The organism is Pseudarthrobacter enclensis (genome assembly GCF_030811655.1).
In the GTDB taxonomy this organism is placed as follows: Bacteria; Actinomycetota; Actinomycetes; order Actinomycetales; family Micrococcaceae; genus Arthrobacter; species Arthrobacter enclensis_A.
The window spans coordinates 76960-96159 of the sequence record NZ_JAUSRE010000012.1 but is presented as its reverse complement, the minus strand read 5'-3'; the positions used below and the strand labels follow the sequence as shown (position 1 = coordinate 96159).

Sequence of the window (19200 nt, the reverse complement as noted above, 5' to 3'; positions counted from 1 at the left end):
GGGGGTGCGAAACTAACGTCATGGACATCGCGTTGGGCCTGCTGGTCATCGTTGCTGTGGTGTGCGCCGGCAGCGCGCTGGGCCGCAAACTCAATATCCCGGTTCCCCTGCTGCTGGTCCTGGCCGGAGTAGCGGGATCGTTCCTGCCGTTCATTCCCCCGGTGGAGCTGAATCCGGAACTGGTCCTGGTCGGTCTCCTGCCTCCGCTGCTTTACGCAGCCGCGTTCCGGACATCGCTGTTCGACTTCAAGGCCAACCGCCGCTCCATTGGGCTGCTGTCCGTGGGGTACGTCATTTTTGGCACCCTGGGCGTGGGCGCGGTGGTCTGGTGGCTGTTCCCCGAGATCCCGCTTGCTGCGGCCATCGCCCTGGGTGCGGTGGTGGCACCGCCGGACGCGGTGGCCGCGACGGCCATCGCACGGAAAGTAGGCATGCCCCGCCGTATCGTCAACATCCTGGAAGGCGAATCGCTGGTCAACGACGCCACCGCGCTTGTATGTCTTCGGGCAGCGGTGGCGGCCATTGCGGGCTCCGTCTCCGTGCTGGATGTTGCCGGCGGCTTCGTGCTGGCGGCCGGCGGCGGCCTGGTGGTGGGTCTCGCGGCCGCGTACGTCCTCACCGAAATCCGCAAGCGGGTCAGCAACGTGGCCATCAACACCTCGACGTCCCTCATGGCGCCTTTCGTTGCCTTCCTCCCCGCCGAGGCGATACACGCATCCGGGGTGCTCGCCGTCGTCGTCACCGGCCTGGTGATGGGCACCAAGGCGCCGTCGATGCCCAACGGCGCTGCCAGGCAAAGCGCACGGAGCAACTGGGACACCGTGCAGTTCCTGCTGGAAAATGCCGTCTTCCTGCTTATTGGCCTGCAGGTACGGACCATCGTGGACAGCGTCCAGGACGATTCCCTGGGCGCCGGGCGGGTTTGGCTTGGCTGCGCCGTCATCCTGGTGGCGGTGCTGCTGCTGCGCCCGGTCTGGGTCTTTCCCGCCACCTACCTGCCCCGCCTGATTCCCGCCGTTCGGCGGGCGGACCCGGCACCGCCCTGGGAGATGCCCGCCATCGTGTCCTGGGCCGGCATGCGCGGCGTGGTCACCCTGGCCGCCGCCCTGACGCTGCCCGGAGACCTGGAGCACCGCAACGTGCTGGTCCTGGCAGCCATGGTGGTGGTCGGCGGCACGCTGGTGCTGCAGGGGTTCACCCTGCCCGCACTCGTCAGGGCCCTGCGGGTGCCGGGACCGGACAGGCGCGAGGACGCGCTGAACCAGGCTTCCCTGATGCAGCGGGCCACCGCAGCAGGGATCGAACGGCTGGAGCAGCTGCGCCGCGAGAGTGATCCGCCGGAGGTGATGGACATGCTCCGGCGGCGGACCCATGAGCGGGGGCTGGCGGCGTGGGAGCGGCTGGGCAGGCCGGCGGCTGAGGCGGCCACCCCCAGCCAGCGCTACGCACAGCTGCGGATGGCCATGCTGGAGGCCGAAAGGGACAAGGTCCTGGAACTCAGGCGGGGCGGGGACTTCGCGCATGAAGTCCTCAGTGAAGTCCTGGAGCGCCTCGATGTCGAAGAGTCGATGCTCGACGCCTCCTTCAACGAGGTCGCCGCTGCCGACGGTGGCGGGGGCGAGGGGTTGTCCCAGCCGGGCGGCGTTTGCGACCACCTGACCGCTGCCATGCCGTCCCCGGTCCCCGGTGACCCGTACTGCGCGGAGTGTGAGCGGGAGGGTACCACTCCGGTTCACCTGCGGATGTGCCTGGCCTGTGGAAACGTGGGGTGCTGCGACTCCTCCGCCGGGCGGCACGCCAGCCGCCATTACAAGGAGACGGGGCACCCTGTCATGCGCAGCGTGGAGCCCGGGGAAGACTGGCGCTGGTGCTACGTGGACGATCTCCTGGGCTGACAGCCGCCGGCCTCAGGGCGCTTTGCGGATCCGGATGGGGCCCTTGGCCGTGACAGGGTCCACCACGGAACCGCCCTGGGTGATGTGGACTTTGCCCGCGTCAACCAGGCGCCGCGCAGCTTTCCGGGCCGGCTCCATGAGGTGCCGCCATTCATCCCCGCCCACGGCCCTGGCCGCATCGGACGGGCAAATGGTGGACGTGGACGCCCTTGCTGCCAGCAGCTCCAGGATTTTCGCTTCCAGCTGCCGGCCAACACCGTCCTGCGGATCCGTTCCGCCGGGGCCTGTCATCGTGGACTTCCGCGTCAGAAGGTACGCCGCGGGACGGCGCGTTCGTACTGGGGCGGCCAGGAAATGTCATAGCCCAGTTCAAAGGCGGCGCGGAGCCACCAGTGGGGGTCACGCAGGGCCGCGCGCGCGATGAAGACGCCGTCAGCCTGTCCGGTGGCAATGGCGTGCTCAGCCTGGCCGGGAGTGGTCACCAGGCCCACCGTCCCGGTGGCAACTCCGGCTTCTTCCCGGATGGCGGCCGAGAACCCGGTCTGGTAGCCCAGACCCGGTTTGATCTGCTGGTGCGCCACCGCCCCGCCGCTGGAGACGTCCACCAGGTCCACCCCGTGCGCCGCAGCCTCCCTCGACAACCGGACCGAGGCCGCCTGGTCCACGCCGCCGGACGCCCAGTCGGTGGCCGAGATCCGGAGCAGCAAGGGCATGGAATCGGGAATCACGGCGCGGACGGCGTCAACCACGGCCAGCATCAGCCGGTTCCGTCCGGTCTCGTCCCCGCCCCACTCATCGTCACGCTGGTTGATCAGCGGACTCTGGAACTGGTGCAGGAGGTAGCCATGTGCCCCGTGGATTTCCATGGTGTCAAAGCCGGCGTCCACTGCCCGCACAGCTGCGGCGGCGAAGTCAGCGATGACGCCGTGGATCTGTTCCACTGTCATGGCGGCGGGGGCCGCGTAGCCTTCAAATGAGGTGGTGGATGGTCCAAGAGTGTCCCACCCGCCCTCGGATGGGGGAACGCTGCCGCTCTTGCCGGAGAACGGCCAGTACGTCGATGCCTTCCGGCCCGCGTGGGCCAACTGCACACCGATTTTTGTTCCGGCAGTTCCATTGCGGTGGACGAAGGAAATAATCCGTTCCCAGGCTTCGGCCTGTTCGTCGTTGTACAGGCCTGCGTCCCTGGGACTGATACGGCCCTCGGCGTTCACCGCCGCGGCCTCCGTGAGGATCATCGCCGCGCCGCCCACGGCGAAGCCGCCCAGGTGCACCAGGTGCCAGTCGTCCGGGACCCCGGGGGCGGCGTCGGGATCGCAGCTGTACTGGCACATGGGTGAGACCCATCCCCGGTGCTGCAGCTCCATGGACCGCAGCGTCAGCGGCTGGAAGAGGGCCGGCACTAGAACAGCACCCGCGCAAGCGCCTGGCGCGCCTTGGCGACGCGGTCGTCCCCGGCTCCAACGACATCGAACAGTTCCAGCAGGCGGACCCGGGCGGCCTCACGCTCCGGGCCGAAGTTCCGGCCTATGAACGCCACCAGGCGGTTCAGGGCGTCCTCCACGTGGCCGCCTGCCACATCAAGGTCCGCCACCCCGAACTGCGCTTCAATGTTGTCCGGCTCGTTGGCCGCCAGTGCCCGGAGGGCTTCGCTGTCCTGGGCGGAGACGGCCTGCAGCCGGCCCATCAGTTCCACCTGGGCCAGCCCTGCCTTGGCTTCATGGTCAGCCGGCATTTCCTTCAGCGCCTGGCGGTAGGCATCTGCCGCTGCGGCATAGTCCCCGGCTTCGATTGCGTCGTAAGCGGCCTGGTGCAGCGGCGGCAGCGGTGCAGGTTCCTGTTCCGTGCCGTCCCCTGCGTCCAGGCTGCCGGTAACGCCGTTGGCAGCGGCCACCTTGAGGAGTTCGTCGAAGAGGCCGCGCACCTGCTGTTCCTCCGCAGCACCCTGGAACAGGGGCACCGGCTGTCCCTTGATCACGGCGACAGCGGTGGGGACGGCCTGCACCTGGAAGGCCTGGGCAAGCTGCGGGAACGCTTCAATGTCCGCTGCACCCAGGACCAGGCGGCCGCCGTAGGAGGCAACCACGCGGTCCAGGGTTTCGAGCATCCTGCCGGACTCCGGGGAGTAGGGGGCCCACAGGGCGAACACCACCGGGACCTGCGCGGACAGCTCCACCAACTGCTGGAAGTTGGCTTCGGTGACATTGACCTTGAGCTCAGGACCGGCGGCGGCGCCCGGCTGCGCTCCCTGGCCTGCGCCTCCGACAGGAGCGGACGGGGCTGCGGCACCGGAGGGAGTTGCGGTGCGCTTCAGCGAAGAAAGGTCGACGGCGCCGCGCAGGTTAAGCGGGTTGGCAGCGGCAGGAGGGACTGGGCGGGAAGCTGGCGAACTCATGTTTCCCACTCTAGCCACTCCGGCCGCCGCCGGTGGTAATGCAGTCGGGGCCCTACTTGAAGCTGGCCCCGACCAGGCCGCGGGTGGCGGCAACGAGCTTCATGGGGTCCGTGGATCCGGCCGGCGGCACGTAGACCGCCATGGATTCGGCAAAGCTCAGGACCATGCCCGTAGTGGTTTCCTTGCCGCCGGCGAGGGCGGCGGCATCGTCACCGATGCTGAGTTTGTCGCCGGCTGCCTTGGGGGTGCCTTCAAAGCCGAAGTTGATCCGGCCTAGGACCAGGGCACCGCCGTCCGAGGTGCGGAACACCACGGTGCTCTCTGGAACCACCTTGTGCGTGAAGGAGAAGTTTCCGTTGTCTCCGGACTTCACCACTTCCGCCTGGTAGGACAGGGTATCGGCGATGTACGGCGAAGACTGGCCCTCGACGAGCTTGTCCTTGAACGGTGAGTCTGCGGACGTCAGCCGGTCGGCGAGCCCGGACATGGCTTCCTCGCCGCTGTAGAGCAGCCCGGTCTTGTCGGACGGCGCCACCGTTTGGGTACCGCCGCGGCTGATCGTGGGGAATGTAGTGCCTGGCTGCAGCGGGGTGGTTTCCATCAGCTTGTAGTTCTCGCGCGGCGACTGCTGGACCAGGGTCAGGATTTGCGGGACCACGTTGCCGTCTCCCTGGGTTACCGCCAGCACGGAGCGCGGCCATGAGCGGTCGCTGGTGACAACGGTGGTCAGGAGCTTGGTGGAGCGGACCGGCATTCGAGCCGCGTAGGAAGCCACCTGGGAGCGGATCTTGTAGTTTTGCGTGCGCACCTCCAGCTCCGGGCCGGCTACGCGGTCCCCGAGCTTCGCGGCGTCCTTGGCTGCGTCGCCGGCATCGGTGGCACTGGAGACCTGTTCCAGGATCCGGCGGAACTGGGCATCCAGCAGCACCGGCGACCCGGTGGATTCCTTGGCTGCCGAGGTGCTGCCGGAGGGCTGGGGGCTGGGCGTGGCCGCCTGTGCAGCAACGACCGGGCCGGCAAGCACTGCTGCTGCCACGCCGGCTGCCACCATGGTGATCCTGGAGGACGACGATGGCGACTGCCCGTTGGGGCCGTTGTTCCCCGAGCCGGTGTCATGGGAACCAGCGGTATGGGTTTCGGGGCCTTGGGGGGCCGCCTTCCGGGCCCACGGGGCCGGAAGGCGGCCGCCGCCCTGCCCGTTCTTCCCGCGTGTGTGGAGCAGTGCCAGCGCGATGCCGCCGATGATCAGCAGGCCGCCCAGGACCATCAGCGGAACAGCCCAGGGCGTGGACGTGTCGTTGGGGAACGTCATGGACACCGAGGCAGGCGCCGGCTTGGTTCCGTCGGCGGCAAGCAGGAGGCTCCAGTCTCCGTCCGCGGGCGGCGTCCACGTGTATTCGAGTTCGCCACTGGCGTTCTCATTGGATACCCACAGGTCCGAACCGGCGGGGTTGGGGGCGGTTGCGTCGCCGTCCGCGTGGTCAACCGTGAGGGACTTTTCGTCCTCGGAAACCCCCGTGATGGTGTTGTGGGCGGTCTTGCCCACCCAGGCGCTGACATCATCAGGCCGGCCGGTGGCCAGCATGAAATTGCCGTCGCCCTGGACGGTGATCTTGACGGGCCCGTCATGCAGGGTGCGCAGCTTCTGGTCGATGACGGTCACGGGTGCGGCTGCGGAATCAGCCGGCAGTGATGCCGTGAACGTCTCGGAAGGAGCCCAGATGGTTCTCTGGCCGATACCGGCCAAAAGTGTCAGGAGGCCGAGCAGCACGAGTGCGGCTGCAGTCTTTAAACGCAAGGGAAACACCTATCATCAGCGGGGGTTTACCTTCAATAGTAACCTTTTTGTTACCAGGGGCCCCCTCCGCGCCTCCCGGAACGGACGTTTGCTGGACGCCCCGATGCGCTTCCGGCTCTTCATGACAAGCCTGCTGATAGTGTTTGCGATGATCATCACACCGGCCCGCCCAAGCGGCGCCACGCACGGAACAGGCCCCCAAAACCAGTGACTGACAAGACGGATCCGTCCATGGCGGCAGCCGGAGATCCCGGGGAAGCCCAGCGCCCCGTCCCGGCTGCCATACCTCCCCTGGGCATGGCAGCGGCACACCGGAGGGGCACTGCTGCGGCCGCGCTCGGCCAGGTGGTCCGGCGGCTGCGCCAGCCGCTGCCCGGAGCCCAGCCGAGGCTCCGCTTCGAGATGCCGCCGGAGTTCACCGGACAGACGCCGGAAGCAGACCACGAAGGGGAAGAGGAGCCGCAGTTCGGGCACCCGGGGCCGCGCATGTCGCCCCAGCATCCGCTGTACATGGGCTTCATGGGAACAGTGGGCGTGGGACTGGCGCTGCTGGTGTACTGGATCGGCTCACACACGACGCAGCTGCTGCTGTGGATCGTCGCGGCGCTGTTCATAGCGCTGGGGCTCGAACCCGTGGTGGGCTGGCTCGAAAACCGGAAGATTCCCCGGCCGGCCGGCATCCTGGTCTCAGTGGCCGTCCTCATGGGCGCCGTCGTGGGTTTCTTTGCCACCCTCATTCCCACGATCGTTGAGCAGGTGTCCGAGATCGTGCGGCAGGCGCCCGACTGGGTGCACAACTTCATGGATTCCGAGCTCTTCCGCAGCCTCGATGACCAGTTCGGACTCCGCGACCGCATCACCGAAGAAGTGAATAAGTTCGTCAACGACCCCGCCGCGATGGGCGGCATTTTCGGGGGTGTGGTGGGTTTCGGATCAACGGTGGCCAACGGCCTCTTCGGCGCCCTGATCGTTTTGGTGCTGAGCCTGTATTTCCTGGCAGCCCTGCCGGCCATGAAAAAGTGGGGCTACCGCCTCGCCCCGCGTTCCCGGCGGAAGCGGGTGGCAGCCCTCTCCGAGGAGATTACGCGGTCCGTCGGAAACTACGTGATCGGCCAGGCCTGCGTGGCCCTGCTCAACGCCACCTTCGCCTTTGTGGTGATGTCCATCGTCGGCGTTCCCTTCGCCCTGCTCCTGGCGTTTGTGGTGGTCCTGCTGGCATTCATCCCCCTGGTGGGCGGCATGATCGCAGGCATCGTGGTAACCCTCGTGTCCCTCACCGAGGGCTGGCAGGTGGCCGCCGTCTACGCCATCTGCTACTTCGCCTACCTGCAGTTCGAGGCGTACTTCATTTCACCGCGCATCATGCAGAAGGCCGTCGCCGTTCCCGGTGCGGTGGCGGTGATCTCCGTGATTGCCGGCGGCAGCCTGCTGGGCGTGCTCGGCGCCCTGATCGCCATTCCCACCGCAGCCGCAGTCCTGCTCCTGGTCCGCGAAATCTACATCGTGCGGCAGGACCAGCACTAGCAGCTTTGAGCAGGGGCCGCTTCCCGGTGGCATGGCTTCCGGGCGGTCCTAAGGGCGGCCACCCTTTAGGCAGAGGCGGTCGCCGTCGGGCCGTCCCATTCCTGCGGCAGCTCCGCGCCTGACTGCCCGGGGCTGACCTGCGCCACGATGTCATTGAGGACCCGCGCGGCGTACTTCTCCCCCACCCACAGGTGCTTTGCCCCGGCCACGCCCACCACGCGGGCCTGGGGCACCAGGCTGAACCGTTGCGCCGCCTCGGCGGGCTGCAGGAAATCATCGTGCTCCGGAACCAGGACCAGAAGCGGCTTGCCCGATTCCGCCCACAGCTGCAGGTGCTTGTCCGTGGCACGGTGCAGCGGCGGGGACAGCAACACGGCGCCATCAATCTGCGGGGCAACCGGTTCAACAGCGCCATACATCAGGGCCAGCTCGGTCCCGAACGACCAGCCGACCAGCCAGCGGTTGGGCAGGCCCCGTTCCACGGCGAAGCGGACCGCAGCCTCAACGTCCCGGCGTTCGCCGATTCCTTCCTCGAAGCCGCCGCTGCTGGTGCCGCGGGCGGACGCCGTGCCCCTGGTGTTGAAGCGCAGGACCGCGATCCCCGCCAGCGCCGGCAGGCGATAGGAAGCCTTGCGGTAGACGTGGGAATCCATGAAACCGCCGTGCGTCGGAAGTGGATGCAGCGTGATCAGCGTGGCCCGTACCGGCCCGGATTCGGGAAGGGCCAACTCCCCCACCAGCGTGTGGCCGTCCGCCGTGTGCAGCTCGATGTTCTCGCGCCTGGCGGGCAGGACAGTGGAGGCACGGATGGGAGCGGGGCCCGCGGATTGGGTGAACTGGTACGACGCCGGATCAAAAGTCATGCCTGCCAGCTTAGCGACAGCGGAGGTTCTTCTGCCCGCGCGGGTCAGCGGTAGCGGTAGCTGCGCGTCAACCAGCAGTTGGTATGCCAGTGCCGGCGTTCGGCCAGGCCGGCGGCTGCGCCAAAGAGGTGGTCGTCCTTCCACACCACCAGGTGCGCGACGCCGGGCAGCACGGCCGTGGAGCACTCGGGGCAGATGTAGGTCTTCTCGGCGTTCCTGGCAGTCATGGTCCGGACCATCCACTCGCCGTCCGGGGCGCTTTCGCGGCGGACGATACCCGCCCGCGCACGCTCGAGGTCAAGCTCAGGCACGTCCCCGCTCCCCTTGCGTCCCGCACCCCTGCCGGAAGCAGGTCCCTTTCCGGAGACTGGACGGCGGGGACGGTTGGAACGCGGCATGTAACCATTCTGCCCCAGCTGCGCGACTGCCCGCCCCGCTCCCTGGTCCGCCTTGCCGCCCGCCGTCGTGCCGCCGTCGGACGTTCCCGGCCGGGCCCACGCGGTAGTCTGTACGGCGTGCGACTTGTCATAGCCCATTGCTCCGTTGATTACGTTGGCCGGCTCAAAGCCCATCTCCCCCTCGCCACCCGGCTGCTGCTGGTCAAGGCGGACGGCTCCGTGCTGGTCCACTCCGACGGCGGTTCCTACAAACCCCTGAACTGGATGAGCCCGCCGGCCAGGCTCAGGGTCTCGTCCCCTGACGAGGTGGACCTGGAACTTGGCGTGGTGGAGCAGTGGACAGTGCAGTCTGCCAAGACAGATGACCGGCTCATCATCAACATCCATGAAAAGATCAGCGAATCCTCCCACGACCTCGGCGTGGACCCCGGGCTGATCAAGGACGGCGTGGAGGCGGACCTGCAGCGCCTGCTCGCCGAGCAGATTGAAACGCTGGGCCAGGGCTACTCCCTGATCAGGCGCGAGTACTTCACCGCCATCGGCCCCGTTGACATCCTGGCCCGGGACGCCGACGGCGCCACGGTGGCCATCGAACTCAAGCGCAGGGGCGACATCGACGGCGTGGAGCAGCTCACGCGGTACCTGGAACTGCTCAACCGCGACCCCCTGCTGGCACCCGTCCGCGGCATTTTTGCGGCCCAGCAGATCAAACCGCAGGCAAAGGTCCTCGCCAACGACCGCGGAATCGACTGCGTCACGCTGGACTACGACGCCATGCGCGGGGTGGACGACAGCGAATCACGGCTCTTCTAGATTTCAACTGTTGCTCCAGGCACCAAATTGCCCCTTTCGCCGGAGCCGTGCGGTCACCTGTTTTTTACCTAATTTTTATCCTTTTTGTTGTGCGGGCCGTTGACCTGCGGGAACGGGCATGAAATTCTTATCTCAGTCTTTGTGTAGGTGTTTTTCATGCTCGCAAGACATGTTGCGAGCGCGAAGCTCCTGCAGCGCCGGTCCCCTAGGGGGCCACGGCAAACCAGGATTCTTCTCGCGGAGTGACCAAGGGCGGCACGAGGTGTGCCGGTCTTAAAAAGTTCCACAATGAGGAGAAATAAATGGCACAGGGAACCGTGAAGTGGTTCAACGCTGAAAAGGGCTTCGGCTTCATCACCCCGGACGACTCCGATGGCGATGTCTTCGTTCACTACTCCGAGATCCAGACCGGCGGCTTCAAGACCCTCGACGAGAACCAGCGCGTTCAGTTCGAAATCGGCCAGGGCGCAAAGGGCCCGCAGGCCACCGGCGTCACTCTGGTCTAGTTACCCGCCGGCCGCTTCAGGCGGCTGTCACAACAAATGGTCCCCGGCAAATTTGCCGGGGACCATTTGTTTATTCCCAATTTCGCAAATGGAATGCGACTTTATTGATTCCCCCGCTTTAGCACCCACGGTTCACAGCCGCTGTTGAGGCGGTCAGGTGACCAATTTTCCGACCAGCCGGGCACCCTGCGCCAGGGACAGACCGGGCAGATAAGCCCGGGTAAGTGCCCTGCCGATGGCCGGCAGATGCAGCGGGTCCTGGTAGTAAAGGTAGAGGGCGCGGTATTCGGGTTTGAACCGGGACTTGAAGGCCGCCAGGGACCGGAAGCCGTACACCGGCTCAAGTGCGCGGCCCACCAGGTCCAGGATCCGCACCAGATTCTGCGCGCCCTCATCGGTGGCCCCTGGATCTTCGTTCGCCTCGCTTTCGGCCGCACCGTCCTGGGCGCCCGGCTGCCCGCCGCCTGCCGGTGCTGCTGACCCTGCAGGGTTCTCCTGGTCGGTGTCCGGACGGGTTGCCAGCGGAGAGCCCGACAGCGAGATCACGTCAACCGAATCCCGCAACTCCAGCACGGCCGAGGCGATCAGGAACTCCATCACGCCCGGAAACCCCTCGCTGCCGCGGCGCATGACGTCCAGCGTCCTGCTCACCAGCCGGCCGTCGTCGTACACGGGCAGCCAGCTGGTCACTCCGTGGACAGCGCCGTTCCCGTCGACGGCCAGGCAGCAAAGGACTTCCTCGTCGTCGAGCTCGTCCACGCCGCCCAGCGTAAAGCCCATTTCCGGAACAGACTTGCCGGCCGCCCATTCCTCGGACACCTCGTTGAGCCGCAACCGGAGCGCCGCAGGGAGCGAGTGGTACGAGCCCCAGACGGCATGCACCCCCAGCTTCGCGGCACGGTTCAGGGCGGTCCGGACGTTCTGCCATTCCTTTCCCTTGAACTCCAGCTCGTTCAGCGCCAGGCGCGTCTCCTGCGCAACGGCCACCCGGGAAAAGCCGCGTTCCCGCAGCATTGGCCACATGGTGTCGTCGCAGGAATACAGCGCGGGTATCAGGGCCTGGCCGCGGCAGTAGTCCAGGAAGCCTTCCGTGACCTGCTGCTCCGCTCTTCGGTCGCCGATGGCGCCGCCCAGGGTCAACGCCACCGTCCCGTGCTGCTGGAAAGGCATGGCACCGGCACCGTCCGGGCTGAACCAGTAGGTGTTCGGCTCCCACAGCGCCATCCAGGACAGCGGGCCCCCGCCCTGATGGAGTAGTTCGCGCGCGCGGTCCCGGTCCTGCCGGCCGAAGTTCAGGCCGTGGTTCCGGCCCACCAGCACCCACCACACAGCCACCAGGGCCACAAGCCAGAACACCGGACCGGAATAGGCGAACAGTATGGCCTCGGCGCTGGCCTGGTCCGGAAAGACCCTGCGGAATTGCTGTGGAATCGGCACCGGAACGTACTGCCGCGCCAATTCGGCGAACAGGCCCAGCAGCCCGCCGTCGCGGGCCAGTCCCCCGGATAAGAACCAGGCCACGGTATAGGAACCGGCGAGGACCAGCCATGTCCCGCAGACCACGGCCGCCAGTACGCGGCGGGCACCCGGGCGGGTCTGTACGCGGAACTGCCGCCGGTTGAGCCACAAGATGACGGCCAGCAACAGCGGGACCACCACCAGCGGAAGCACGTGGGCGAAAGCAGAGGACAGCGGGGTTGAATGTGTGCCCTGGAGCCGCGACGGGACGAGGGCGAACAGGGTAAGGTACACGGCCGCCAGGGCCGTGACTACCAACTGGATGGTCAAGGCGATGTTGAGGGCGAGCCGGCGGCCGCGGCGCATGCCGTCCGCGCAGATCAGCAGCAGGATGACAGGTACCACCGCCAGGGCCAGGCCAAACGGTCCTGCGAAACCTGCCCTTCCTGTTTCCAGACATGAGGCGTCAACTGTTGCCCCGCAGTTGAACACCAGCTGGCTGAGCGTCGGCATCGGACTCAGCACGACGTCCCGCAGCAATGCCAGCGGACCGGTTGGCGCACGGGTGATGCCGGTCAGGATGGGACCCACAGCGAACACGGCAACGGTGAGCGCAAGCAGGTTCCTGGTCTCCCGGCCCGTGGACCGGTGGCGGTGCAGCCGCCCCTGGTCCCCCTGGATCCACCAGCCCGCAAGGAGACCCAGAAGGGCGCCGATGAGGCCAATGACCGTTTCGGCATGCCCCACGTACAGGACCAGGAGGAGCGAGATGGTGAGCACCGCGGTGCGCAGACGGCGCTGCCACAGCAGGGTGATCCGGGCGCTGGCGGCCAGGCCCGCCGTCAGCACCGGCGCGTAGGGGCCGATCAGGTTGTCGTCGGCCATGGTGTCCAGCCAGCCGTCCCCCACATAGGCGGCCAGCTGGGTCACCAGCAGGAACACAGTGACGGACGCGAACTGGCCGCCGAAGAACAGCCCGATGGCGGCGCGGAGGCCCAGCTTGCGCTCCGCCAGCCCCAGCAGCAGGACCATCATCAGCGACGCCGTGATGTAGGCGAGCGGGTTGGTGGCGAAGAAGAGACTGGTGAACAAAGACCACCACTGGCCGCCGCGCATCCCCGGGCCGCTGACGGACGCCAGCCCGAGCAGGTGCTCCGGCGGTCCGTCAAGGAAGCTTCCGGTCAGGGCGGCGGCACCGAGGAAAGTGGCAACCACGCTCAGGGTAAAGGGCATGGCCGTCAACGTGCGCAGTATCTGGCGGACTGCGGGGCGTCCGACGGCGGTCCACATCAGGGCAACGGTCCGGTCCGGATTTTTACTGGTCACCACGTGAGCCCCCATTGGGTGCCAAGGAACTGCAGAGCATCGGTAAAGCGTTTGGAGGAGGTGTCCCAGGAGTGCCCGGTATGCTCCACAACGTGTGCCTGCACCGTGAACCCGGCGTCCTGGGCGGCAGCGGCAAGTGTCCGTAGATTCGCCACGAACTCCGGATCGTTCTGGCCTGCGGTCAGGTACATGCCGTGGGAGTCGAAGCGTTGGTGTTTCATGATCTCCAGCGGAGTCTGCTTGGTGAATTCGTTGGGGTTTCCGGGAAAGGCTGCGTCAATGGTCTTTTGCCGCTCCTTGGCAATGGCAGGTTCCGCTTCGCTGGAAAATCCCAGGACGTCGGCGTAGATGTGCGGATGCCTGGTCCCCATCTGTACGGCGCAGGTACCGCCGAAGGAGAACCCGCCGATGGCCCAGTGGCTGTGGTTGGTGTCCACTGCCAGGGTCGAACTGATCCAGTGCGGCACGTCCTGCGACAGGTACGTGTCCGCTTTGGCAATGCGGCTGTCCATGCACATGGTGTTGGCGGACTGGGAGCCGTTGGGGTCGGGGATCACCACGACCGGCGATACTCCACCATGCGTGGCGGCAAAGGAATCCATGTGGCCGCGGAGTGCGCCGCCGGTGAGCCAGTCAGCCGGGCCGCCGGGCTGCCCGGCCACCAGCACCAGCACCGGCAGTGCGGGCCGGTTAGCCGCAAAGTATGCCGGCGGAAGATAGATGTAGGCGTCCCTCGCGTTCATGCCGGACAGCGTCCCGGGAATCGCGGACTTCCGAAGGGCTCCCCCGGCCGGCAACTCCCCCTGCGCCTTCCAGCCCTGGAGCGGTACGCCGTCAGGTTGCCCGGTGTGGCGCATGAGGTTTTGCTCAAGTGCCGGTATCCGGGCCAAAGCCGTACCGAGCAGATCGCTGACGGTCCTGTTGAGCCCGAAGTAGGCGTTGATCTGGATGGTTGAGAGCAGTATCACCAGGACAACGGCGAGGAAGCCTGTCCCGTAGTGGATCCAGCTTGACCTCGGCACCCTGAGGATACCCAGGATGACGGCAGCGACGGCCGGCACGAACCACAGCAAAACAGGGTCCGGGATGTCGGCCGGAAAGACCGCGAGCACGTTGATCATCACCCAGTGGACTGTGGCCACCAGGACGAAGGCTGCCGCCACAGCGATGAATACCCGGATTGCCCAGGCCCGGATGCGCAGTAGCGCGCCTTCGGAAGCACGCCGGGGTGGAACCAGGAGGTAGGCCGCACCGCCCACTCCCAAGACCAGGGCGGCTGCGTACAGCGGACCGTCCGTGAGCCGGATGTCTAGTAACCAATCCACGTGGCTAGCGCCACGTCCCTACGCCAATGACCGGGCCCGCTTCCAGCCAGGAGGACAGGCCCGTGTAGGCATCGAACTTCATGGCAAGGCGCACGTCCTGCCCTTCGTACCTTAGTTCGACGATGACGACGTCGGGCTGGACTTTCACGGCTTCTGCTTCAGTAGGCTTCCGGCGGCCCAGGAGTTCCAGGGAGCTCCGCTTGAACGTGTACTTGGGGCGCACACTCAGGGAGATCAGCCTGAACCACTCGAGATCATTGTCCTGATAACGACAAACCCCCATCTGCCAGCTGTTGTCAGCCATGCAAATGGAGGCGTCCACCGTGCCGAGGGCACGCCGCAGGTTGAAGCGGCGCACCCCCGAAAGGCACAGTGCAGAAATCAGCAATCCGAACGCGACTGCCAGTGCGATGAACGAAATACCCGGTGCGTCCATCAAGGTCGTGCTAGCGGATCCCAGCGGTAGCCGAGCCGCCCAGCTGGGCGTTGTCAGCAACGATCACCACGCGGTTGTTGTCAACGGAGAAGAACCCACCGTCAACATCCACCGCGATGCGGTCCCCGGACACCGGCTGGATGGCCAGTTCACCTTCGGCCAGGATCGCCAGCAGGGGCGAGTGGCCGGGCAGGATTCCGATTTCACCATCGCTGGTGCGGGCCTTGACCATCTTGGCCGCTCCGGACCACACGAAGTGGTCCGCTGCGACAATCTCAACCTCAAGCTCAGCCATATTACTTGGTCTGTTCCTGGATCTTGGCCCACTGGCGCTCAACGTCATCGAGGCCACCGACGTTGAAGAACGCCTGCTCCGCGATGTGGTCGAGGTCGCCGTCGCAGATGGCGGTGAAGCCTTCCACGGTGTCCTTGATGGAAACCGTCGAACCCTCCACGCCGGTGAACTGCTTGGCGGTGTAGGTGTTCTGCGACAGGAACTGCTGGATGCGGCGCGCACGCGACACCACGATCTTGTCTTCCTCGGAAAGCTCATCGACACCAAGGATGGCGATGATGTCCTGGAGTTCCTTGTTCTTCTGCAGGATCTGCTTCACACGGACAGCCGTGTTGTAGTGGTCCTTGCCGATGTACTGGGGATCCAGGATTCGGGACGTGGACGTCAGCGGGTCCACGGCCGGGTACAGGCCACGGGAAGCAATTTCACGGGAAAGTTCCGTGGTCGCGTCCAGGTGTGCGAAGGTCGTTGCCGGAGCCGGGTCGGTGTAGTCATCCGCGGGAACGTAGATGGCCTGCATCGAGGTGATGGAGTGGCCCTTGGTGGACGTGATGCGCTCCTGCAGGAGGCCCATCTCGTCGGCAAGGTTGGGCTGGTAGCCCACGGCCGACGGCATGCGGCCCAGCAGGGTCGACACCTCGGAACCGGCCTGGGTGAAGCGGAAGATGTTGTCGATGAAGAGCAGCACGTCCTGGTTCTGGACATCGCGGAAGTACTCCGCCATGGTCAGTGCGGACAGTGCCACGCGCAGGCGCGTTCCCGGCGGCTCATCCATCTGGCCGAAGACAAGGGCGGTGTCCTTGAGGACGCCTGCCTCTTCCATTTCAACCCAGAGGTCGTTTCCTTCACGGGTACGCTCGCCAACACCGGCGAACACGGAGGTGCCACCGAAGTTGCGGGCAACACGGGTGATCATTTCCTGGATCAGAACGGTCTTGCCCACGCCGGCACCGCCGAAGAGGCCGATCTTTCCACCCTTGATGTACGGGGTGAGGAGGTCGATGACCTTGATACCGGTTTCCAGCATCTCGGTGGAGCCTTCGAGCGAGGCGAAACTTGGGGCCTTGCGGTGGATCGGCCAGCGTTCGCTGATGTCCAGTTCCGACTCCGCAACGTCCAGGGGCTGGCCCAGCACGTTGAAGATGTGGCCCTTGACTCCGTCGCCGACGGGCACGGAGATGGGGGCGCCGCTGTCCACCACGGAGGTGCCCCGGACGAGGCCGTCGGTTGCCTGCAGGGAGATGGCGCGCACGAGGTTGTCGCCCAGGTGCTGGGAGGTCTCGAACGTGATGGTCTTGGTCTCACCGTTGAGAGTGATCTCGGTGGTGAGGGCGTTGTAGATCGACGGGATTGCGTCAGCCGGGAATTCGACGTCGACAACCGGGCCGATTACGCGCGCAATACGGCCGGTTGCACCGGACGTTGCGGCTACGTGTTCGGTAGCAGTGGCAGTCATCTCTCTCACTTCATTCAGTAGATGGCGTGGGGTTAAGTTTATCTGTGGTGGTGGTGCTGGTTACGCGGAACCGGGGCGGTGCAGGCTAGGACGCGAGGGCGTCGGCACCGGCAACAATCTCGGAGAGTTCCTGCGTAATTTCGGCCTGGCGGGCCGTGTTGCGCAGACGCGTGTACTTCTTGATCAGGTCCGTTGCGTTGTCGCCTGCGGACTTCATCGCCCGCTGGCGGGCTGCGAGCTCGGAAGCTGCTGCCTGCAACATGGCTGCGAAGATACGGGATTCGATGTACCGCGGCAGCAGGGCGTCAAGGACACGCTCGGCTTCCGGTTCGAACTCATACAGCGGCAGGAGATCCGATTCAGATTCAGCCTGCTCTTCCACTACTTCAAGCGGGAGCAGGCGGATGACCGTCGGCTCCTGGGTGACCATGGACTTGAAGCGGGTGTAGACGACATGTATCTCGTCCACGCCGCCGTCTTCGAAGTCGGTCGCGAATTCTGCCAGCAACGCTGCGCCAATTTCACGGGCAGTAGCGAACTCGGGTGCGTCGGTTCCTCCGGTCCAGACCCGCGCGTACTCGCGGTTCCGGAAATCGAAGTAGGCCTGGGCCTTGCGGCCCACGACGTAGGTCTTGACTTCCTTGCCTTCGGCGCGGAGCAGCTCGTTGAGACCTTCCGCCTGCTTGAGGACGCTGGCCGAGTAGGAACCTGCCAGGCCGCGGTCCGAGGTGATTACCAGGACGGCGGCACGGCGGATCTGCTCCGGCTCAGTGATCAGCGGGTGGTCGATTTCGCTTTGGCTGGCGACAGCAGAAACGGCGCGCGTGATCGCGTTCGCGTAAGGCAGTGAAGCTGCTACGCGCGCACGGGCCTTCCCGATGCGCGAGGTAGCGATCAGTTCCATCGCCTTGAAGATCTTGCGCATCGACGTGGTCGAGCTGATCTTCTGGCGGTAGACCCGGATCTGGGCTCCCATACTTATCCTTTCCTAACATTCCGTCGCCGGGTGTGCCGTGCCTTTGCGGCCCGGCACACCCGGCGGTGCGGAACTAGCGCTTCTGCTTGACGATCTTTTCCTGGTCGACTTCGCCCTCGGAGATAGCGTCGTGCTCCTCGTGGCCGGCGCCTACCAGGTGGTTGTCACCCTGGCCGAAGAAACCCTTCTTGAAGTCCACGATCGAGGACTTCAGGGCAGCCACGGTGTCGTCGTCCAGCACGTTGGTCTGTGCCAGCGTGGTCAGGATCGAGGACTTGTGGCGCAGGTGCTCCAGGAACTCGGCCTCGAACCGGCTGATGTCCTCCACCGGAACGTCGTCCAGGTAGCCGTTAGTGCCGGCCCAGATGGAAACAACCTGGTCCTCGACCGGGAACGGTGAGTACTGGCCCTGCTTCAGCAGTTCCATCAGGCGGGCACCACGGGTCAGCTGCTGGCGGGATGCCGCATCCAGGTCGGATGCGAACATGGCGAACGCCTGCATGTCGCGGTACTGGGCCAGGTCCAGCTTCAAAGTACCGGAGACCTTCTTCATGGACTTCACCTGGGCGGCACCGCCCACGCGGGACACCGAGACGCCAACGTCGACAGCGGGACGCTGGTTGGCGTTGAAGAGGTCCGACTGGAGGAAGATCTGGCCATCGGTGATGGAGATGACGTTGGTCGGGATGTAGGCGGACACGTCGTTCGCCTTGGTCTCGATCAGCGGCAGGCCGGTCATGGAACCCGCACCGAGTTCGTCGGAGAGCTTCGCACAACGCTCCAGCAGGCGGGAGTGCAGGTAGAAGACGTCGCCCGGGTAGGCTTCGCGTCCCGGCGGGCGGCGGAGCAGCAGGGACACTGCACGGTAGGCCTCGGCCTGCTTGGACAGGTCATCGAACACGATGAGGACGTGCTTGCCGCCGTACATCCAGTGCTGGCCGATGGCCGACCCGGCGTACGGTGCCAGGTACTTGAAGCCTGCGGGGTCGGACGCGGGAGATGCCACGATGGTGGTGTACTCCAGCGCGCCGTTGTCCTCGAGGGTCTGCCGGATGGCGGCAATCGTGGACGCCTTCTGGCCGATGGCGACGTAGATGCAGCGGACCTGCTTGGTGACATCGCCGGAAGCCCAGTTGGCCTTCTGGTTGATGATGGTGTCGATCGCGATAGCGGACTTGCCGGTCTGGCGGTCGCCAATGATGAGCTGGCGCTGGCCGCGTCCGATCGGGATCATCGCGTCGATGGCCTTCAGGCCGGTCTGCATCGGCTCATGCACCGACTTGCGCTGGGTCACGCCCGGAGCCTGCAGCTCCAGTGCACGAGTGGTCTCGGCCTTGATCTCGCCGAGGTCGTCGATGGGCACGCCCAGCGGGTCAACGACGCGGCCAAGGAAGGCGTCGCCAACGGGAACGGACAGAACCTGTCCGGTCCGGTGGACTTCCTGGCCTTCCTCGATGCCGGTGAAGTCGCCGAGGACGATCACGCCGATTTCGCGGACGTCCAGGTTCTGGGCCAGGCCCAGGGTGCCGTCCTCGAAACGCAGCAGCTCGTTCGCCATGACCGAGGGAAGGCCCTCAACACGGGCGATGCCGTCACTAGCGGTGGTTACGCGGCCGACCTCTACGCGCTCTGCGTTCCCGGGTTCGTAGGACGCCGCGAACTCGTTCAGCGCATTACGGACGTCGTCGGCGTTGATGGTCAATTCGGCCATCTGCAGTCCCTGCTCTCCTGTTTGT

General features: G+C 65.9%; 17 protein-coding genes. 4 read left to right on the top strand and 13 right to left on the bottom strand.

The window, feature by feature from the left end; all coding sequences use genetic code 11:
- Window positions 1-20: 20 nt before the first annotated feature.
- Complete coding sequence (locus J2X98_RS12820; RefSeq protein WP_141942055.1) at window positions 21-1895, top strand: Na+/H+ antiporter; 1875 nt, start codon at window positions 21-23, stop codon at window positions 1893-1895.
- Window positions 1896-1907: 12 nt separating this feature from the next.
- Here the strand turns inward: J2X98_RS12820 and J2X98_RS12815 are convergent, their stop codons facing one another.
- Genes J2X98_RS12815 through J2X98_RS12800 form a run of 4 tightly spaced genes read right to left on the bottom strand, consistent with a single transcriptional unit; the run spans window position 1908 to window position 6088 of the window.
- Window positions 1908-2186 (bottom strand): DUF3253 domain-containing protein, encoded by a 279-nt coding sequence (locus J2X98_RS12815; RefSeq protein WP_307308672.1) that lies wholly within the window; start codon window positions 2184-2186, stop codon window positions 1908-1910.
- Window positions 2187-2200: 14 nt separating this feature from the next.
- Window positions 2201-3298, bottom strand: a complete 1098-nt coding sequence (locus J2X98_RS12810; RefSeq protein ID WP_307308669.1) for an NADH:flavin oxidoreductase/NADH oxidase — start codon at window positions 3296-3298, stop codon at window positions 2201-2203.
- Window positions 3298-4290, bottom strand: coding sequence for a tetratricopeptide repeat protein (locus J2X98_RS12805; protein ID WP_307308666.1), 993 nt, complete (start codon window positions 4288-4290; stop codon window positions 3298-3300). Before J2X98_RS12805 ends, J2X98_RS12810 begins: the two co-directional genes overlap by 1 nt.
- A gap of 52 nt (window positions 4291-4342) precedes the next feature.
- Window positions 4343-6088 (bottom strand): hypothetical protein, encoded by a 1746-nt coding sequence (locus J2X98_RS12800; RefSeq protein WP_373460882.1) that lies wholly within the window; start codon window positions 6086-6088, stop codon window positions 4343-4345.
- A 207-nt stretch (window positions 6089-6295) separates the two neighbouring features.
- On the opposite strand from J2X98_RS12800, the gene J2X98_RS12795 reads away from it, so the two are divergent.
- Window positions 6296-7612, top strand: a complete 1317-nt coding sequence (locus tag J2X98_RS12795; RefSeq protein WP_141942063.1) for an AI-2E family transporter — start codon at window positions 6296-6298, stop codon at window positions 7610-7612.
- Between the two features lie 65 nt (window positions 7613-7677).
- On the opposite strand, the gene J2X98_RS12790 is transcribed toward J2X98_RS12795, so the two are convergent.
- Entirely contained in the window at window positions 7678-8475 is a 798-nt protein-coding gene (locus J2X98_RS12790; protein ID WP_307308662.1) for an alpha/beta hydrolase, read from the bottom strand.
- Window positions 8476-8519: 44 nt separating this feature from the next.
- A complete protein-coding gene (locus J2X98_RS12785; RefSeq protein ID WP_141942067.1) occupies window positions 8520-8873 on the bottom strand; it encodes an ATP/GTP-binding protein in 354 nt (117 codons plus the stop codon).
- Window positions 8874-8990: 117 nt separating this feature from the next.
- Here J2X98_RS12785 and nucS point away from each other — a divergent pair, with 117 nt between their 5' ends.
- Both nucS and J2X98_RS12775 read left to right on the top strand, forming a co-directional pair.
- The gene (nucS, locus tag J2X98_RS12780) at window positions 8991-9686 is read left to right on the top strand and encodes an endonuclease NucS (RefSeq protein ID WP_141942069.1); all 696 of its coding nucleotides are present in this window, start codon (window positions 8991-8993) and stop codon (window positions 9684-9686) included.
- Window positions 9687-9988: 302 nt separating this feature from the next.
- Window positions 9989-10192 (top strand): cold-shock protein, encoded by a 204-nt coding sequence (locus J2X98_RS12775; RefSeq protein WP_011692441.1) that lies wholly within the window; start codon window positions 9989-9991, stop codon window positions 10190-10192.
- A 153-nt stretch (window positions 10193-10345) separates the two neighbouring features.
- Here J2X98_RS12775 and J2X98_RS12770 read toward each other — a convergent pair whose 3' ends face one another.
- The 7 genes from J2X98_RS12770 to atpA form a co-directional block, all read right to left on the bottom strand.
- Complete coding sequence (locus J2X98_RS12770; protein ID WP_444964470.1) at window positions 10346-12991, bottom strand: bifunctional lysylphosphatidylglycerol flippase/synthetase MprF; 2646 nt, start codon at window positions 12989-12991, stop codon at window positions 10346-10348.
- Window positions 12973-14301, bottom strand: coding sequence for an alpha/beta hydrolase (locus tag J2X98_RS12765; protein WP_307308656.1), 1329 nt, complete (start codon window positions 14299-14301; stop codon window positions 12973-12975). Before J2X98_RS12765 ends, J2X98_RS12770 begins: the two co-directional genes overlap by 19 nt.
- Before the next feature lie 4 nt (window positions 14302-14305).
- A complete protein-coding gene (locus tag J2X98_RS12760; protein WP_141942076.1) occupies window positions 14306-14737 on the bottom strand; it encodes a DUF2550 domain-containing protein in 432 nt (143 codons plus the stop codon).
- 10 nt (window positions 14738-14747) lie between these two features.
- A complete protein-coding gene (locus J2X98_RS12755; protein WP_018760117.1) occupies window positions 14748-15032 on the bottom strand; it encodes a F0F1 ATP synthase subunit epsilon in 285 nt (94 codons plus the stop codon).
- A 1-nt stretch (window position 15033) separates the two neighbouring features.
- A complete protein-coding gene (atpD, locus tag J2X98_RS12750; protein ID WP_141942078.1) occupies window positions 15034-16488 on the bottom strand; it encodes a F0F1 ATP synthase subunit beta in 1455 nt (484 codons plus the stop codon).
- 85 nt (window positions 16489-16573) lie between these two features.
- Complete coding sequence (locus J2X98_RS12745; protein ID WP_141942080.1) at window positions 16574-17464, bottom strand: F0F1 ATP synthase subunit gamma; 891 nt, start codon at window positions 17462-17464, stop codon at window positions 16574-16576.
- A gap of 73 nt (window positions 17465-17537) precedes the next feature.
- The gene (gene atpA / locus J2X98_RS12740) at window positions 17538-19175 is read right to left on the bottom strand and encodes a F0F1 ATP synthase subunit alpha (RefSeq protein ID WP_141942082.1); all 1638 of its coding nucleotides are present in this window, start codon (window positions 19173-19175) and stop codon (window positions 17538-17540) included.
- Window positions 19176-19200: the final 25 nt, after the last annotated feature.

Coding starts and splice junctions, on each gene's coding strand:
- J2X98_RS12820 (WP_141942055.1), top strand. CDS start 21: ATGGACATCGCGTTGGGCCTGCTGGTCATCGTTGCTGTGGTGTGCGCC.
- J2X98_RS12815 (WP_307308672.1), bottom strand. CDS start 2,186: ATGACAGGCCCCGGCGGAACGGATCCGCAGGACGGTGTTGGCCGGCAG.
- J2X98_RS12805 (WP_307308666.1), bottom strand. CDS start 4,290: ATGAGTTCGCCAGCTTCCCGCCCAGTCCCTCCTGCCGCTGCCAACCCG.
- J2X98_RS12790 (WP_307308662.1), bottom strand. CDS start 8,475: ATGACTTTTGATCCGGCGTCGTACCAGTTCACCCAATCCGCGGGCCCC.
- J2X98_RS12785 (WP_141942067.1), bottom strand. CDS start 8,873: ATGCCGCGTTCCAACCGTCCCCGCCGTCCAGTCTCCGGAAAGGGACCT.
- J2X98_RS12775 (WP_011692441.1), top strand. CDS start 9,989: ATGGCACAGGGAACCGTGAAGTGGTTCAACGCTGAAAAGGGCTTCGGC.
- J2X98_RS12770 (WP_444964470.1), bottom strand. CDS start 12,991: ATGGGGGCTCACGTGGTGACCAGTAAAAATCCGGACCGGACCGTTGCC.
- J2X98_RS12760 (WP_141942076.1), bottom strand. CDS start 14,737: ATGGACGCACCGGGTATTTCGTTCATCGCACTGGCAGTCGCGTTCGGA.
- J2X98_RS12755 (WP_018760117.1), bottom strand. CDS start 15,032: ATGGCTGAGCTTGAGGTTGAGATTGTCGCAGCGGACCACTTCGTGTGG.
- atpD (WP_141942078.1), bottom strand. CDS start 16,488: ATGACTGCCACTGCTACCGAACACGTAGCCGCAACGTCCGGTGCAACC.
- J2X98_RS12745 (WP_141942080.1), bottom strand. CDS start 17,464: ATGGGAGCCCAGATCCGGGTCTACCGCCAGAAGATCAGCTCGACCACG.
- atpA (WP_141942082.1), bottom strand. CDS start 19,175: ATGGCCGAATTGACCATCAACGCCGACGACGTCCGTAATGCGCTGAAC.